At 42.9% G+C, this 16,949-nt stretch carries 14 protein-coding genes and 1 pseudogene; 5 read left to right on the top strand and 10 right to left on the bottom strand.

Features of this window, described 5'->3' with window-relative positions; translation table 11 throughout:
- The first annotated feature begins 555 nt into the window (after positions 1–555).
- A complete protein-coding gene (locus tag NST20_RS01175; protein ID WP_342399875.1) occupies positions 556–1,860 on the top strand; it encodes an IS1380-like element ISBco2 family transposase in 1,305 nt (434 codons plus the stop codon).
- A 158-nt stretch (positions 1,861–2,018) separates the two neighbouring features.
- On the opposite strand, the pseudogene NST20_RS01170 reads toward NST20_RS01175, so the two are convergent.
- The 8 genes and pseudogenes from NST20_RS01170 to NST20_RS01135 form a co-directional block, all read right to left on the bottom strand.
- Positions 2,019–2,204 (bottom strand): annotated as a pseudogene (locus NST20_RS01170) (transposase); the annotation flags it as partial.
- An 836-nt stretch (positions 2,205–3,040) separates the two neighbouring features.
- Positions 3,041–4,036: an LLM class flavin-dependent oxidoreductase gene (locus NST20_RS01165; RefSeq protein WP_342399874.1), complete on the bottom strand. Its 996-nt coding sequence runs from the start codon at positions 4,034–4,036 to the stop codon at positions 3,041–3,043.
- Positions 4,033–4,332 (bottom strand): YkvR family protein, encoded by a 300-nt coding sequence (locus NST20_RS01160; protein WP_326242884.1) that lies wholly within the window; start codon positions 4,330–4,332, stop codon positions 4,033–4,035. Before NST20_RS01160 ends, NST20_RS01165 begins: the two co-directional genes overlap by 4 nt.
- A 179-nt stretch (positions 4,333–4,511) precedes the next feature.
- Positions 4,512–5,600 (bottom strand): metalloregulator ArsR/SmtB family transcription factor, encoded by a 1,089-nt coding sequence (locus NST20_RS01155; RefSeq protein WP_342399873.1) that lies wholly within the window; start codon positions 5,598–5,600, stop codon positions 4,512–4,514.
- A 15-nt stretch (positions 5,601–5,615) separates the two neighbouring features.
- Complete coding sequence (locus NST20_RS01150; RefSeq protein WP_342399872.1) at positions 5,616–6,803, bottom strand: ATP-grasp domain-containing protein; 1,188 nt, start codon at positions 6,801–6,803, stop codon at positions 5,616–5,618.
- Positions 6,772–8,022 (bottom strand): ATP-grasp domain-containing protein, encoded by a 1,251-nt coding sequence (locus tag NST20_RS01145; RefSeq protein WP_342399871.1) that lies wholly within the window; start codon positions 8,020–8,022, stop codon positions 6,772–6,774. The genes NST20_RS01150 and NST20_RS01145 overlap by 32 nt, the downstream gene beginning before the upstream one ends.
- Positions 8,022–9,206: an MFS transporter gene (locus tag NST20_RS01140; protein ID WP_342399870.1), complete on the bottom strand. Its 1,185-nt coding sequence runs from the start codon at positions 9,204–9,206 to the stop codon at positions 8,022–8,024. The genes NST20_RS01145 and NST20_RS01140 overlap by 1 nt, the downstream gene beginning before the upstream one ends.
- Positions 9,199–10,257, bottom strand: coding sequence for a GntG family PLP-dependent aldolase (locus NST20_RS01135; RefSeq protein WP_342399869.1), 1,059 nt, complete (start codon positions 10,255–10,257; stop codon positions 9,199–9,201). Before NST20_RS01135 ends, NST20_RS01140 begins: the two co-directional genes overlap by 8 nt.
- Positions 10,258–10,569: 312 nt before the next feature.
- On the opposite strand from NST20_RS01135, the gene NST20_RS01130 reads away from it, so the two are divergent.
- Both NST20_RS01130 and NST20_RS01125 read left to right on the top strand, forming a co-directional pair.
- Positions 10,570–11,358 (top strand): hypothetical protein, encoded by a 789-nt coding sequence (locus NST20_RS01130; RefSeq protein ID WP_342400392.1) that lies wholly within the window; start codon positions 10,570–10,572, stop codon positions 11,356–11,358.
- Positions 11,359–11,363: 5 nt separating this feature from the next.
- A complete protein-coding gene (locus NST20_RS01125) occupies positions 11,364–11,822 on the top strand; it encodes a hypothetical protein (RefSeq protein ID WP_342399868.1) in 459 nt (152 codons plus the stop codon).
- Positions 11,823–11,973: 151 nt separating this feature from the next.
- Here NST20_RS01125 and NST20_RS01120 read toward each other — a convergent pair whose 3' ends face one another.
- Positions 11,974–12,585: a TetR/AcrR family transcriptional regulator gene (locus tag NST20_RS01120; RefSeq protein WP_342399867.1), complete on the bottom strand. Its 612-nt coding sequence runs from the start codon at positions 12,583–12,585 to the stop codon at positions 11,974–11,976.
- Between the two features lie 102 nt (positions 12,586–12,687).
- On the opposite strand from NST20_RS01120, the gene NST20_RS01115 reads away from it, so the two are divergent.
- Both NST20_RS01115 and NST20_RS01110 read left to right on the top strand, forming a co-directional pair.
- Positions 12,688–13,257, top strand: a complete 570-nt coding sequence (locus tag NST20_RS01115) for a cysteine hydrolase (RefSeq protein ID WP_342399866.1) — start codon at positions 12,688–12,690, stop codon at positions 13,255–13,257.
- Between the two features lie 66 nt (positions 13,258–13,323).
- On the top strand, positions 13,324–14,730 hold the full coding sequence (locus NST20_RS01110; protein WP_342399865.1) for an MFS transporter: 1,407 nt from the start codon (positions 13,324–13,326) through the stop codon (positions 14,728–14,730).
- 173 nt (positions 14,731–14,903) lie between these two features.
- On the opposite strand, the gene NST20_RS01105 is transcribed toward NST20_RS01110, so the two are convergent.
- Complete coding sequence (locus tag NST20_RS01105; RefSeq protein ID WP_342399864.1) at positions 14,904–16,658, bottom strand: methyl-accepting chemotaxis protein; 1,755 nt, start codon at positions 16,656–16,658, stop codon at positions 14,904–14,906.
- Positions 16,659–16,949: the final 291 nt, after the last annotated feature.

The following is a 16,949-nucleotide window of genomic DNA, read 5'->3' as shown; positions in this document are numbered from 1 at the left end:
AAAGATATAAGAAAATTGTTATTTTCTATGGCGGTTTTATCATACATTCGTATAATTAATCTTAAAAAGGGAGTGGGAAAAGCGATGCTGGATCACTTCATCGATGCATAAATACCAGCGGAGATTAACGCTACACGGTTGTATCAAACCCTTCCGCCAAGCACAATGGAAGAAGCCGAAAAGAAGTTGAGGGGAGTGTCTTCTCCCTCGCTAAAATTATATCTTAGCATCGCACAAACGCTATGAAAAAAATACTGTTGATTTTCTTCTGGGCAGCTGTTGCATTGTATCTTTATTTCGGAGACAGATTTAATCAAACACTTCATCTTGTTTCCGGAGCTGTTTTATCCGTAATCGGTACAGTCGTTGTTGTATGGTATTTCGTAAAATTATTTAAGCGCAGGGAATCATATGGCAAATAAAAAGTTCGACCAGGCCTTTTATAATCCCAGATTACGAAAGTAAAATAGTAATTTAAAATAAAAAAGTGCCCCATCCTTTGGTATAATTGATTTTGAGAAAAAAACAATAACCAAGAAAGGGGGCACCTTTAAGGTGAATTATATCATTCCTGTCTCAAGAATTAAATATGAATTCAATTTAAAGAATAGTACAAAATTTAGTGGCATCCTCCCATTTCTGCAATTTCTGGAACGGATGAAAATCCAGCAGACTTTCCGGGGGGTTGATTGCTTAAAGAAAGACAATGCCAAATTTCCTCTAAGTAAAATATTTGTATATCTGATTGCGGGCTGGATGGCAGATTGCTCCCGTATGTTTCATTTTCAATCACTCCAGAATGACCCTTTGATTCGTGCTTTCTTAGGAGGAAAATGCCCGCATTATACGCTTTTAAGCAAGGATCTATTAAGGTTGGAGAAAATCGAGGATGCTGCCATAGAATTCAAAGAACGGGTGATGGACATCATCGAACCATGGCTGGATTCCGATCTCATTCTTGACTTTGACTCAAGTGTCGAAACGGTTTATGGAAACCAGGAGGGAGCGAAAATCGGGGTGAACCCCCATAAGCCGGGCAGAAAAAGCTACCACCCCCTTCTCGTTTTTGAAGGAAAATCCCATCTTTGCTTAAACGGTGTGCTAGGACCGGGAAACGTCCATTCAGCTGACAACGGAATTGAATTTGCCGAGGAAACCTATCGATTGCTTTCCGCTCAGTACCTTATCCGGTACGCCCGTTTTGACAAGGGATTTGGCGGAGAAAAGTTTTACAGTTATTGGGAGCAGCGGAAGATTAACTACGCCGGCAAACTGAAATGGACATCAAGATTGAAAAAGTATGTTGAAAACGACAATTCTCCGTGGATCCGGTATGTTGATGATGAGCTGATTGTTATAGAGGGAAAAACAGTCTACTACCAAGCAGCTTCCTGGGAAAAGCCAAGAAGAGTTGCGGTCATCCGAAAAGCTGACAAGTATGAGGAAGACCAGCTTCAATTGTTTGATTTTCTCTGGGATTATGAAGCCATTGTGACAACGATGGACTGGGAACCTATGGATATTTGGAGATTTTACAATCAGAGAGCCTGTCTGGAAAACTATATCAAAGAGTCTAAATATGGTTTTTCGATGGACAAGATTCCAACAGATTCTTTCGGGGCAAATCATATGGATCTTCTGATTAAATTACTGGCGTACAATTTATTCGAGATCTTTAAAAAGGACCATTGCCCGGCTGCGTTCAAGTCCTATACCATCAGGCGGTTTCGAAGAGAGTTTATTTATTCGGCCGGCGTGCTGACGTCTCACAGCCGGAGGGTCTCATTGAACATTTGTGAGACATATGCCCACAAATGGGCATTCCGGAAAATGATTCAAAGTGTGCGCATGATTGATTGAGAGACAGGAACTGAATACTGGAAATTAAAAAGCCCGCAAAGGTGGGGAGGGGGAAAGTATACCTTCAACCACCTGAAATTATAGATTTGGATTCCATATTTTACATTTACTTCCACGTGTGTGGATTTTAGCTATCAAATCGCTGCACTTTCGTAATTTGCTTTGAATAAGATGTGGATATGGTCTTTATCATGATTCCATTCCACTAAAGAAATATTGTATTTACTTCCAATCTCAGCAAAATCAGATATTTCGCTATCGAACACTTGTCTACGGTATTTTACAACCAATACAAGGTGATAATGCAGTAAGAATACTGAATGATTATTACTATCTAATTTCATTGATATATCAACCATTTATTCCATCTAAGACTGATTATATCAAAACCTTTGGCTAAAGCCAACCGAAATTCATCTCCCACCTACTCATTGGTGCTATTCGCACCTTCACATTCCTTGAGGATGGGAGACTTCTTTCGGAAAGCCGTTAAAATATAATTATGGTTTTTCATGGAGAATAGACCGTTAATGAAACCGAATATCCCGATGATGATACAAACCGCTGCTCCAAAAACGTTATTCAACTTTGGCAAAATAGTTCCAAAATACAGGATTAAAAACAAAAGCTGCAGGCTTATTCCCGTCCAAATAGATGAAAATAATTGCGCCATTTCATTGTGCTTTCTTCAATATGAACTGAATTTCTATTCTATGTGAGCCCCTGGTCATCCTACCTTTCCCGTGTTTACCGGTTCCGGGTGCCCTGTCTCCCTTATTTTCATATGAATTGTATTTCGCTTTTACGGATTTGTTTTTTGCATTCCCGAATCCTCGACCATCATAATAGGTTTCGGGTTTTTCATAAGGCAATTGGAGTTACTCTATAAAACCGTAATCCGGCAAGACAGCACTGCGGCTTTCTTTCAGTTTTACGGAATGAAAGAAATAATCCTCTGCAAAAATTCGTTGTTGTTCCGTATTGATATTCGGCAAAAGCATCTAAAATCCTTTCTTCAGCTGAATTTTTTTATGAATGCAGTCATTGCCGTACGGCTGAAAAAACGGCCGCTGGCGATCTTAAAAAACACTGGTATTCTAAGCCCCGCTACCGCGACAACAATAATTAAAGCCCTCCTCTTCCATTAATAGGAAAAAGAAGGCTTTGATTCGCTAATCCATTACCCCAGCACTTCTTCGGCAATGTACCGGTATGAAGCAATCCGGTCCTCAAAAGAATGGGCAATGGTCAAAATCATCAATTCATCCGTTCTGTATTTTTCCTGCAACTTGGTGAATGCCGCGCGCACTTGCTGCGGATTTCCGATCACCATGTTTTGCTTCATTTTTGCCAATTTTTCTTTGTCTTTTCCGGTTAATGGATAAGATTTTGCTTCTTCAATGGACGGCACGGATGCTTGTCCCCCTTTTTCCGCCTGCAGCTGCCATATTAGGGAACTCCATGCCACTTCTTCCGCTTTTTCAGCTGTTTCGGCACATACGGCGGAAACAGTTAACAACGTTTGCGGCGCATCCCCCGGCTTTCGGGGGGTAAAAGCCTGCTCATATTGCTTTAAAATTGCCGCGCCATCCTGTTCGCTCATGAACTGGCCAAACGCATACGACATGCCGTACCGGGCAGCCAGCACGGCACTTTTGCCACTTGTGCCAAGCAGCCAAGCATGCGGCGGATCGGCCGGGACAGGGGCAGCCTTGACGCGGGAAAAAATATTGTCTTCCGGGAAATCGTGATGGAGAAAATGAAGCAATTCTTCCACCAGTTCCGGCATCTTGTACACTTTTTGCAAAAATTGATCGGATAATGCGCTGGTTGCTTCGGCAGAACCGCCCGGCGCCCGGCCAATGCCGAGGTCAATGCGGCCTGGAAACAACACGGAGAGCAAATTGAACACTTCCGCGACTTTGTACGGTTTATAATGCGGCAAAAGCACGGCCCCGGAGCCGATCCGGATTGTGCTCGTATGCGCGCCGATAAAACCGAGCATCACTTCGGGCGCACTGCTGGCAAGGCCCGGCAAATCATGATGTTCCGCAATCCAGTACCGCGTGTATCCGAATGACTCGCCTGCACGGGCCAGTTCCATCGCGTTGTTCAAGGCGTCTTTCGCTGTCTGGCCGGAAGAAATGGGCGCCTGGTCTAAAATACTGAGTTTCACGCTTTGTTCTCTCCTTCTTTCACTTCCAGCAATGCTAAATGGTAGTCGCCGACCTGGCCTTTTTCATATAGATTCGTAATGGAAGTAGAATATTCCCGGATCGCGCCCCTGAAAGCAAGCCCCTTTTCAGGCACTTCCACATCAAATTTTTCCTGATATAGCAAGGTGGCAATATCATGATAATCATCGCTTGTGACCTTGAAGTCAACCACGATCTGCTTCAACCCCTGTACGTCCTCTTCCCGATAACGTTCCACATCAATCTTCCGTTTGTTTAATACGATATAGGATACCAAAACAACACCTGCTTTCACCTTTGTCTCCTTTTAGTCTACATGCACGGCTGCACCAAGTACAGGAGAGAGGCTTGCCCGTGCGGCCGGTGTTTCTCGAGGGACGTGCCCAGACTAAAGCAACCCATTGCGCTTGAAATGCACTTTGGCTGCTTTCTAAAACAAACCGGCCGAATCAAGCATCAATCGAAAGCCTTTAAAAATTGCTCCCCTTCCAATTGTTTTGCCCAGCGCCTGAACTCGCTATGATTGATAAAGTAAATATTATGGCTTTTTTGCTTGGTTTCCGTGATGAGCTTGCAATTTTTCAAAATGTTCAGGTGCCTGGAAATCGTGGCAGGGTTCAGGTCTAATTTTTCGGCCATCTCCTGGGCTTTGATCCCTTCCTTTCTTGCAATCAAAGACAAAATCCGTATACGCATCGGCTCTGATAATGCTTTGCCAAAAAAGGAGATTTCATCCAAAGTGGCCGGCGTGTCATTGTTTTCGGATGGGGAAGGAGCGGGCAATGGCTGGTCCACATATGCTGTAAGATCATAAACGAGATTTAATTCGCCCCATCCCCAAATCAGAATGAACTTTGGTGAAACAAAGTAAGAAGGAAAAAAGCGAACCACTTCTGTTTGCTTATTTTCAGGAAATTGTTCAGGAATCGTTTTTCCCTTCAGCAGCCTTCTCAAAACCTCATTTAAACCTTTCGTATTCAGGTCCCTTGCCAGTTTGTCATTCGCTTGCTCCCAAAAAGGCGCCACATGCCTTGCTATTTTAAAAAAATATTCCTCATAGTATGCAGACCATAAATCGACCAACTCTTGATGCCAAACAGGCCAATTTTTCGCAAAAGCCAACTGTTCCTGGTGCACGAATCCGCCCTTTTTTTCAATTCTTTGCTTTATTTCATTTGACGGTTCGGGCGAGTTTTCAAAAATGGTTTCAATTTCCTCCACCTCCAGATACCGGCCCAATAAGTAATAAAGAAAAAGGGAACGATCCATTTGTTGAACCCATTGGATAAAATCCTGAATAGAATGGGGTTGGCTTAGTCCAATCGCAAGCTCAGCAAGCTGGGCCCCCATCTCAAAACCGCCGTAGTACCTTTTGAGTAATCCTTGATTTTCCGTATAAAAATTTTGCAAGTCTATATCTTCCCATTCCACCCGCCCTTGCATGAGATAGCATTTTCTTAAAGATGCCATCATTTCGAAGACGGGAGAGGTTAAAAACTCCAATTTAATTTGAAATTCATTTGAATCAGGGGTTAATACTGCCATATGACCACAACTTTCTTATATTTTATCTATTTTCCATACAATACGAGAATAAAAATCATCGATGGCTTTAGCGGCAAGTACTTTGGAATCAGATGAAGCAATGATGTACCCGCCTCTTGTAAACGAGTCACGGCTTCCGGGGATGTGCTCCCCTACTTGATAAGCAATTTTCCATTCCACAATAGGCTCCGGGACAGAGGATCTCAGCTCCAAAGCACTCAATCGCCCTTCTTCAAGCATAAAAAACTTCACTTGTGAAAATTTTGTATGCTGTGGCTGCATATCAAGATTGTGTTTCCCTTCAAAGCTTAATATGCCAAGTTCGTATTGGTTGAGACCGCTAGAGAGAAAGTGCAGAAACGGAATAAAGTCCCCGCCCGGTCTCGTATGTGCTTCAATCACAACCGGACGTTTGTTGACAACATCCCATTTTACTTCAACATGTCCGGGACCGTATTGAACGCCCAGAACAGTCAGTACTTTTTTGACGATCTTTTCTATTTGCTGTTTTTGCTCAGTTTCCAGGAGCGCAGGCACAATATGCCCGGTTTCGATAAAATTTGGCATACCACTCGTTTCCTTTTCCGTAATGCCAAGTACCGTATGCGTCCCTTCAGATGAAACTGTTTCTACGCTAAACTCCGGGCCTTCAATAAAAGGTTCCAAAATCCACTCGAGTTTACTTTGGGCATGAGTCCGCAGCCATTTTTCCCAATCCGATTGGTTTTTTATATAAGCAACATTTTGACTGCCAAATCCGTCATTGGGCTTGATGATCATCGGCAACAGACCGGAAATTTTTTCGGGGAGTCTGTCTGCCTTTCCACAAAAAGTTTGCAGTTTCAAATCATCATGAGATGCAAAAGCATTTCTCATCAGATTTTTGTTTCTTGTCCGCCTTACTGTTTCAAACGGATTGGTTTTTAAATTGTAACGCTCACTCAGGTAAGCTGCTGTTTCAAGTCCCAATTCCGTAAAACTAAGGATGAGTTTAATATCTTCATACTGGGAGAAAATTTTTTCGACCACCTTATGCGCGGCATCGGTATCCCAAATATCCGCAAAATAGATGGCCTCCGCTAATGCGGTTACTTTTTCAGAAATGCTTTTCTTTGGACGCTCAATTACGATAACATGATACCCACATGCGTGAGCAGCAGAAATTCCCTCCTCACTCGCCCCCAATAAGATGAGCCGCTTCAATGTTTCCAACCCCCCATCGCAATTTCTGAATGGCTTGTTCTGCCCGCCCGGAAGCTTCATCCGGGGTATCTCCTGTCGCAATCACATAACCCAAACGGTCATAGCTGCTCGATACATGATCGGCATGCATCGGTAAAGCAGCAACCGATACGCTTATCACGCCGTTCGATTTTTTTGCTTCCTCAACGCCGCTCACCTTTACATAGGTCCCTTTTATTTTTGGGGTGGCAAAGTGAATGGCAGCCGAAAGACGCGACGATTTTGTTACTGATTTCCTTTTACCTACTGCCTGGTCCATTACATGTTCAACCATGTCAATACCTGTAGACAACTCAACCAAATCGGGAATACAATCTCCCGCTAATCTTGGATTGATTTCCACCAGGTAAGGTACGTTTCCCCGAACAATAAATTCGATGTGGGCTGCCCCAAAACGCAACCCTATCAAGTCCAACAGTCTTTTACCTTTTTCTTCAAGCTGGGGGACAGGTTCAATTCCTCTTCCTGTAACATGACCTACTTCGACCGAATGCAAGCCTATCGTTTTTTTCCTGGTAGTGGAAATAAGTTCCCAACCATTTGCAGTGTACAACATTTCAGCGGAATATTCTTCACCATTGATAAATTCTTCAACCAACCATTTTCTTTTTAATTTGTAACCTCTTTTATTCCTCAACCGCTTCATTTCTTTTGAGAGTGCCTGCATGAGTTCCCCTTGATTTTGGCAAATGGTCACCCCGCAGCTGCCACTGTCATCAACTGGTTTAAGGACACATGGATAGGGGATATCTTTGCTTAATTCAGAAGGATCCTCAATGGTATGAAAAGCAGGTTGCCGGAAACCGGTATCATTTTTTTGTAAGAAGTGCCGGGTTTTTTCTTTATCGCGTGCAATGGTTAAAGCTTCTAATGGATGGCCGGGAAGCCCAAGAAAATGAGCCATTCGGCTAACAGGGATTAAATGGTAGTCATCGAATGCAAGAATGCCTGCAAAGTGGCAGGATGCTGTTTGAACCAGATTTATCATCGCATCAACATCATAGGTATCGACAATTTTCACATGATCTGCCAATTGGAAAGGATGATCAGCTGCCATCTGTTTATATTGATCAGGATCATTTGTCCAAAAATGAATCTGGTATCCTTTTGATTTCGCTATTTTCATCGCTTTTGTCCCAGTACCCGTTGTGTTGGTTTCAATGAAAAGAAAGTGGTCCATTATCTTTCACCCCTGAATATTTTTTCACCTTTTCTCATGGACAGTGATCGCAAAATCAAACTTAAACCGATTATCACAGTCATGACAGCCAGCAGCAAGTATAGCCTCCCCGGAAAGAATTTTAACAAACTTAACCCTGCATAACTTCCAAAGGACTCCCATAGCCCCCATACAACGCCGGCAATGCCAAAGGCCCATGAAGAGCTCAAATTTCCATGCTTTTGTAAAACCTCCGTATCTATCAATGGTGTCCAAATGATTTCACTCAGGCTGAACAAAAACATAGATAAAAAGATAGAAAACACTGTTCGGTCATTCCATAGAAGAAAGAAGGAGCTACCAAACAACAAAAAAGACAACGCATACCATTGTTCCTTTTTCAACTTTGGCTGAACGGAAGGAAAGATTCCTTGAAAGGCAATAACCGTTACAGCATTCAATGTGAAGACAAGCCCCGTTGTCTTGCCGCTGATTTCACCCGATACATATACAGGCAGAGTGGAAAACATTTGAATATAAAAGAACCAGAGTAAGCCTGATCCGAATAAAAAACGGAAAAACGGACTCTTCAGCAAATGATACCTCTCTGAATACAGGTATTTAAATAGATTTAAACGATTCTCTTCTTTTTCCAAGGGTGGTTCAGGCAGTAGACAAGCCACTCCTCCCGCTATAAAGTAACTGCCAGCGGCAAAAAACATCACCCACAATGATTTTATATCCAAGATCCAGCCGCCTGCCAAAGGCCCAATCGAAGCTCCGAGGTTTACGGCTATATTTAATAACGCAAATGCGCGCAGGCGCTTATGCTCATTCATAAACGATATTTGCGTTTTTAAGGCGACATTGTATAAAGAGATGGTAGTACCGAGCAATGCGGACAGGGCAATGAATAACGAAAAAAATGGAACGACTGGAATAAGCATCAGTATACCACCGCTGGACCATAATCCAAGGATGAGGCTCAAACGCACCCCCAGCCGGTCGATCAACCCGCCAATGAATGCACCCCCGGCTTTTGAAAACAAAGTCAGACTGGCAACAATGATACTGGCTTTGGACAAATCCAAGGACTTGGTTTCGGTTAGCCATAGTGCCAAAAGTGGGGTAAAGATATAGAACCCCAGGGAATTGAAAAATCTTACTAAAAAGGACATCCACCCTTCGTTCACTTTTCTAAACATATAAGGCGCTCCTCTTAAAACTTGCATAAACATCTTTTATGATGCGGGCTGCTTGTTCAACTTGCTCCTCCGATATGTTTCGGTGAACAACAATCCGTACGTTGTCGGGTAACCAGGGAAATAATAGGAGCCCTTTTTTCTTACACGATTCTATAAATTCGTATGATGAAACCCCGATATTGCCAACATCAAAAAAAATCATATTTGTTTCAACTTTTTTTGGACATATCCCGAATTCCGAGATCTCCGATAAGAGAATAGCAAGTTTTTTAGTAAGTCGATGATCTTCCTGAATTCTTGCTAAATTATTGTTTAAAGCATACAACGCTGCAGCTGCATAAATGCCTACTTGATGTAACCCGCCCCCAAAATGCTTTCTATACTTGCGTGCTGACGTAATGATGCTTCGTTTCCCCATCAGCATAGAACCAAAAGGCGCCCCTAACCCTTTTGCAAAACAAACACTTAATGTATCCACCTCTTTTGCGTAAGCTTGTAATGGTATTCCGGTCGCAACGTGGGCATTAAATAGGCGAGCACCATCTAAGTGTAAGGAAATATTCATAGTTGATGTAAAGCTTCTTATTTTTTTGATTTCCTCTAAAGGAAAAATCTTTCCTTGGTAATAATTTATTGTATTCTCAATTGTCACCAATTGAGGTTGAGCATACATAAACCCTCTTGGCTTTGATTTTATTGCCTTCTCAATATCTTCAACTCTTAATACCCCATCAACAGTTTGAACAGTATTTAAAACAACTCTGCTTAGACTAGCAGTTTGACCGCTTTCGTAAAATGAAATATGGTAATTTGCTTCAGTAATCACTTCATTTGCTTCTTCAACTTGTGTCTTTACAGCTAGTTGATTGGCCATCGTTCCACTGGAAACCAAAAGTGCATCCTCCACTCCAAACAACTCTCTGCAATAAGTTTCAAGGCGATTAACACTTCCGTCTTCACCGAAACAATCATCACCTATTTCAGCAAATCTCATTACTTCCCTCATTTCTTCAGAAGGTATTGTCAGCGTATCACTTCGTAAGTCAATCATAAAATGGATCACCTCTTTTATTTATCTTATTTGTTAAATTGTGCAATTGCGCAATTACACAATTAATTATAATATAGCTTGAAATAAAACGTCAACCATCAAACGTACAAAAACCGTTAAATTACTGTCAATGAAGCGCCGGCCGCTTTTTGGGTTTTCCTTTTTACCAGTAAAGAACAGCAACCATTTATGGGAAGCCGTTCTGTTAAAATCAAATCCGTTTCATCCCATTACCCTGGTCAGAATACCCCCCGTATAAATGTCTTCCATATTCGGCAAGCTAACTTAAAGGGCTTTTTAAAGGTGGATAAGATGGACAATTATCGTAACGATAATACAGCCAGGCGATATAAAGCACATGTTAGTATTTTAGGGACTACGCAATTGCATTTAAGAAATCCTTATATCATTGCATGGTGGTCCGCCGCGTTTCCCGGATTCGGGCATTTGCTGTTATCCAAATATATCAGGGGATATGCTTTATTTATTTGGGAAGTTGTCGTTAATTTGAAAGCCAATGTGAACCTTTCCATGATTTACTCGTTTCAAGGAAATATTGACATGGCAAAAGCCGTACTGGACACAAGATGGCTTCTCATGTATATTCCTGTTTACCTTTTTGGCATTTGGGACAGTTATCGCACAACCGTGGATATGAATAAGATTTATCTGTTAGCAGAACGGGAGGAACACCGTTTTAATTCTTTTTCATTGGGCGCATTGGAGATTAACTACCTGGATAAGCGCAACCCCCTCCTTTCCGTTATGTGGTCATTATTTGTCCCGGGATTGGGGCAGCTCTATATACACAGAGTTTTAACAGCCATTTTTGTCATCGTATGGCTGGTGGTATTTTATTATCAATCCCATTTTCAGGAAGCGGTTATACTTTTATTTTTGGGCAAAATAAAAGAAGCAACTTCGGTTATAAACCCGGAATGGCTTCTTTTCATCCCTTCACACTTTGGGTTTGCCGCTTATGATTCGTATATGAATACAGTCGAAAACAACAAACTTTTCGATAAAGAATTACGACAATATTTAACCCGGCATTACCAGCCGGACGGTTTCCGGATACGAAAAGGACAAAAAGTGAAGTGATTGGTTTGCAGCTTTTTTCTACATTCGAAAGTAACGGATTTTTGGAAATGGCCATTTCAACACTGGAAAAGAAAGGGATTCCGAAAGAAAAAATATTTGCGGTCCCGCTGGATAACCGAAAAGAAGAACGGAAAATTTTTGATACGCTCCACCGCTCGGACGGTACAAGCCTAATTGATATCGGCATGGGGATCGCCACTGCATTTTCTGTAATCGGCGCAAGCATCGGCTTTAAACTAGCCTGGGGGCCCATTTACTGGGGGCTGATTAGTGCATTTGCCGGGTTTATTGTGGGTTTTGCCATCCGGCTTGTAATGGAGCTGTTGATAAAGAAAAAGAAGCGTGTTTTAAAAGGGAAACACGCAGAAATCATTTTAATTGTTGAATGTGATTTGTCACAAGCAGAATCGGTTGAAAATATACTTTGGAGCCATTTTGCATTAGGGGTAGCAAAATTAAAATAATGGGTTTTGTAAGTACAAACAGGCCATCCTCATTGCCAAGGGGATGGCCTCTCTTTACATCGTGAAAAACATTCCGCAGTGTTTTCCCTTCCCCTTACCATTCTCTCAACATAAAGTGTACATGCATGGCGAGTGACCATAAATTTATCCGTCATGAAACAAATGTGATATAGAGCAGTTCCAATATTTCCTCGGGGGAATATCCGCGCACTTCCCGTTGATACAAGTAGGCATCACTTTTTAATGCCTCGAGCAGCATGTCCGCTTTGAAGACATTGTTTCGAACGGCTTCTTTTTCATTATTCATCTCATGATACAGTTCTACCAACAACCGGTGCAATTCATCATATAAAGGGCTGCGTGTTCCTGCCTTTTTTCGATTTGTTGTACCGGCGTCCTCCACACCTTTAAGCAATTGCATTTTGCTTTCCCTGAAGCGGAGAAATATGCGGAGAGCGCCTTTTAATCGCTGTTCCGGCGGCTCTTTCCGATTGTGTTCCAAATACGTTTGAATGTCTTTGAAACACGAAATCACATTGTCTTTTATCAAATCCAGACATAATTCTCCTTTGTTTCGATAACGGCGGTACAGCGTTCCCGGCCCAATCCCGGCTTCTGTGGCAATTTGATTCATGCTGACTTGTTCAACCCCGAACTGCTCAAACAGCCGGATTGCGGTAGCCAATATACGTTGGCGATTCTCCGCTGCATCACGCCGTTCCGCCCGTGCGGAGCCTGGTTTTTCATCCTTCAACTTTATCACTCCCGGAAAAAATCGTTGACAAACGGAGACATCTCCGTTTAATATGAACTGGAGAGCTCTCCACTTCTTAATATTAACCAAATGAACAGGAGTTGACAATTCATGCAAAATCAATCCAGTAAAGCTGCATTGTTGGTCTTAGATATGCAAAACGGCATGGTATCCCGTTTTGCCGGAAATGAAGCAATGCTGCGCCCGAATCAAAAAGCAATTGAAAGCGCCCGTGCACATCATATCCCGGTTATTTTCGTCCGTCTTGGATTTAGTAAAGGTTACCCTGAAATCAACCAGGACCATCCAACTTATGCCCGGGTTGCCGGATACGGCGGCATGACTATTTTCGACGAAGCGACACAGATCCACCCATCCGTTCAACCTTTAGAAAATGAACCGGTTGTTACAAAATACCGGGTAAGCGCCTTTTCCGGCAGCAATCTCGAAATGATCTTGAAAGCCCAGGAAATTGACACACTCATTCTTAGCGGCATTACCACAAGCGGTGTCGTTTTATCAACATTGCGGGAGGCCGCTGATAAAGATTATTCCTTAATCGTACTCCGGGATGCCTGCCATGATGGCAATCCCGACATTCACCACATGCTGATGGAAAAATTATTCCCTGTCCAGGCAAAAGTAATGACGGTCAGCACCTGGGCCGGCACTTTGGATTAAAAAAAGGGCCTGTTTTGAAATCAGCAAAACAGGCCCTGCCAACCAAGTCGAAGGAAGGAATGAAACTTGTTCCACACTGGTAAAAAGAAAAACGAAGCTGCAATTGAAAATCACTTTAATCAAAAACTGATATTGCCAATGATTTTGGGTTCCATTCTCAACCCTATCAACTCTTCTATTATGTCAGTGGCGCTAATTCCAATCGGACAGGCATTTCATGTTCCGCCTTCAGAAACCGCATGGCTTGTTGCCGCTTTATATCTTGCTACTGCCATTGGGCAGCCGGTAGTCGGGAAGCTGATTGATCTGTTCGGATCCCGTTCCCTTTTTTTAACTGCGACTTCATTGGTCGGAATTTCAAGTTTCATTGCCATTTTTGCCCCGGATTTCTGGTGGCTTGTTGCAGCAAGAATTTTGCTCGGATTGGGTACGTGCGCCGGGTATCCCGCATCTATGTACCTGATTCGCAGTGAAGCTGAACGAACAGGCGAAGCAAGCCCGGGAAGCATCCTGGCAACGCTCGGAATAGCAAGCCAAATGATTGCCGTGATCGGGCCTGCCCTAGGCGGTGTACTCATCGGTGCCGGGGGTTGGAAAAGCATTTTTATCGTCAATATTCCATTATCGCTTGCTTGCATTTTATTGGGATACTTCCGATTTCCTAAAGCCCCGCCAGAAGCGGTGGAAGGGAAAAAGCTTCTTGCCATTGATTTTACGGGCATTGCCTTATTTGGCATCACATTAACTTCCCTTTTGCTGTTTCTCATGCATCCAAGTTTGTCGAAGATTGCTTTTTTGATAGTAGCAGGGATTGCAGGGGCCATTTTTGCTGCGGCCGAGTTAAAAATAAAAAATCCTTTTATCGATATTCGGGTATTCAGCGGGAATATCCCTCTGGTTCTCACTTATGCAAGAGGGTTGCTTTCAGGTCTGGTTGCTTATTCCTTCATTTATGGGTTTCCACAATGGCTGGAAGACGGAAGGGGTTTATCCGCATCTAGCGGCGGGCTGCTGATGTTGCCGATGTCTTTAACCGCCATTGCCGTAACCCGAGTGACTGGGAAAAGCCCCGCCATCCGTTTAAAATTAATAGCTGGCAGTATTGTTCAGTTTATCGCCGTCTCATTGCTGCTTTTTACTCATCATACAACGAGTGTTGTTTTGATCGCCTTTATTGTCCTTCTGCTGGGGATCCCACAGGGTCTTTTGAATCTGGGCAACCAGAATGCCGTCTATTATCAGGCGAATCCAAAACAAATCGGGGCTTCAGCCGGTTTGCTCCGAACATTTATGTACTTGGGTGCCATTCTTGCTTCGGCGGCAAACGGGCTGTTTTTAAAATCCGGGGCAAATACGTCAGGAATTCATCATATCGGCTTATTTTGCGGCGGCGTCACCTTGCTCCTCATCCTGATTACCGTGCTGGATCATTCATTAAGCATCGTAAACGATAAAGCCGGAGTGAAAAGGTAAAGTTAAAAATGCCCGGTTTAATCAAACGTTTGATTAAACCGGGCAAATGCCGTTTCTTTCTGGCCATGTACAGCGGGATATGTATAATCCTTCCGCGTGAACTTTGGGCGGGATGTTGCCCGCTTTCCTTCGCATAAATGCCTATGCCGCTTGCTATTTAAAAACCAGTTCATTTATAACTTAAATTTTGAAACAAGGGAATGGAGATGCTCCGCAATTTCCACCAGTTTATGCGCGCTTTCAGCCACTTCCTCCATGGAACTTCCAATTTGCTCGGTTGCTGCTGACGTTTCCTCTACACCTGCTGCTGATTGTTCAGTGATCGCTGCGATTTCTTGTAGAGAACCATTCATTTTTTCGGTTGTGCCGGAAATTCCTGACAAATTGGCAGCCACTTTGCGAATATGGGCAACCATGTCTGAAATCCGCTCATTGATCTGCGTAAAGGTTTCCTTTGTTATGCGAACGGTTTCTGTGCCTTGCTGTACTTCCTCATAGCTTTCATGCAAAGAATCCGTTACTTCTTTCACATCTTTTTGGGTTCCTGCAACAATCCCGCTGATTTCACTAATGGAACTTGCAACTTGTTCAGCCAGCTTCCGGACTTCTTCTGCGACAACGGCAAATCCTCTTCCGCTTTCTCCTGCCCGCGCTGCTTCAATTGCTGCGTTTAAAGCAAGTAAATTTGTTTGATCGGAAATCTCCTTAATGACCGTCACCAGTTTAGAAATTTTTTCCGAATGCTCATTCAAAGACTGCAGCTTCCCTGTAACTGATTGGATGACCTGATCAATTTTTTCCATTTGGCCCGAAGAGCGGTCCATGAGTTCATTCCCTTTATGCGCCAATGTCATAATTTCATTTGTAGATTGATGAACCTCATCCGCCTGTGCATTCGCCTCCTGCACAGTGGATGTAAACTGCTTCATATTTTCAGACAATTTCCCGGATTGATCTGCCTGTTCTTCAGCTCCGGATGCCAGTTCTTCCATCGTTGCGGTGATTTGCTGCGACCCTGTTTTTACTTCATTTGCCGCTTGCGAAAGCTCCTCGCTGGAATTTGACAACAGCCCTGAAGAATCTGCAATCTCATGGATCAGGCTCTTCAGTTCATCCTGCATCTGGTTAATGCCGTCCGACAGCTTGCGGATCTCATCTTTCGTCTTAACCTTGATGTGCCCGGCCGTTAAATCATGGCCCGATATTTTTCTGATATGGTCCGTTACTATTCCAAGCGGGGCTGCAATACTTTTTGTGAACAGCCATATGATGAACAGCCCGACGAAAAGTGTGATGCCCATGACGATTAAAAGTGAGTGAAGGATTTGTTCGGCCGGCTGGTTAAAATCTGACATATAGGCGCCTGCACAAACCGTCCATCCCCAGTAAGGATCCTTTTTTGCATACACCACTTTTTTGCCGACTTTTTGTTTATCATTCGGGTAGCTGTACGAAAAATAGGTAAATCCGCCTGTTTCCCCGGCTTCAAGAACTTTATTTGCATAATGATTCCCGTCGGCATCTTTTTCATTTGAGATATTTTTTCCTTCTATAAACGGATGCGCCACTTCCGTTCCTGTATCATCCAAAATAAACATGTATCCGTTTTTTCCCAAATCAATGCTTTTATTAACCGGGCGTGTGCCATCCTTTTTCTTTTCGCCGAGGATGGCAATTTTTACTTTTTCTTGTGCATCACTTAAAGAAATCTTCCCGCTTTTTACCTCCTCATCCATTACACCTATCAACCGGATGGTTTCATTGACATTATTTTTTAGATTGGTTTTTCCCAGTTCATTTAAACTGGCGGCACTGCGGTTATAGCTTAAGAAACCTAAAATAAGCATTGGCACCACCAAAAGAACAATGGATATGGCCATAAGCTTTTGCCGGATGGAGTGAAAGTCTTTCAAATTTGCGATCTTCATTTGCTATCCCTCTTTTTCAGAATCATTCTCAGACCTCGCGTATGATCAAGAATATTCGGTTTTCTACCTTGTTTTATCGGATAAAGTTTGAAATCCTTTACTTTTATAATTTTCTGACCACTATTCCGAACCCGCCTGTTGCGAGTTTTCCAAAAACTGGATTTGGCACCGCCGCAATCATTTATCATGGATTTTTTAAAAAATGGCTCCGGTACCTTGCATTAATCAATACTGTGTGTTTTTTTCTTGTTAAAACCAGTACTGAATATTAAACAGTACTGGCCGGTGTCC

Source organism: Weizmannia sp. FSL W8-0676 (assembly GCF_038593015.1).
GTDB lineage: Bacteria > Bacillota > Bacilli > Bacillales > Bacillaceae_C > Weizmannia > Weizmannia coagulans.
The sequence above is the reverse complement of the archived record's forward strand: the minus strand, read 5'-3'. Positions and strand labels throughout refer to the sequence as shown.

Bases quoted from the DNA above. Each gene is read 5' to 3' on its own strand.
- NST20_RS01155 (WP_342399873.1), bottom strand. From the start codon at position 5,600: ATGGCAGTATTAACCCCTGATTCAAATGAATTTCAAATTAAATTGGAG.
- NST20_RS01145 (WP_342399871.1), bottom strand. From the start codon at position 8,022: ATGGACCACTTTCTTTTCATTGAAACCAACACAACGGGTACTGGGACA.
- NST20_RS01140 (WP_342399870.1), bottom strand. From the start codon at position 9,206: ATGTTTAGAAAAGTGAACGAAGGGTGGATGTCCTTTTTAGTAAGATTT.
- NST20_RS01135 (WP_342399869.1), bottom strand. From the start codon at position 10,257: ATGATTGACTTACGAAGTGATACGCTGACAATACCTTCTGAAGAAATG.
- NST20_RS01130 (WP_342400392.1), top strand. From the start codon at position 10,570: ATGGACAATTATCGTAACGATAATACAGCCAGGCGATATAAAGCACAT.
- NST20_RS01115 (WP_342399866.1), top strand. From the start codon at position 12,688: ATGCAAAATCAATCCAGTAAAGCTGCATTGTTGGTCTTAGATATGCAA.
- NST20_RS01105 (WP_342399864.1), bottom strand. From the start codon at position 16,658: ATGAAGATCGCAAATTTGAAAGACTTTCACTCCATCCGGCAAAAGCTT.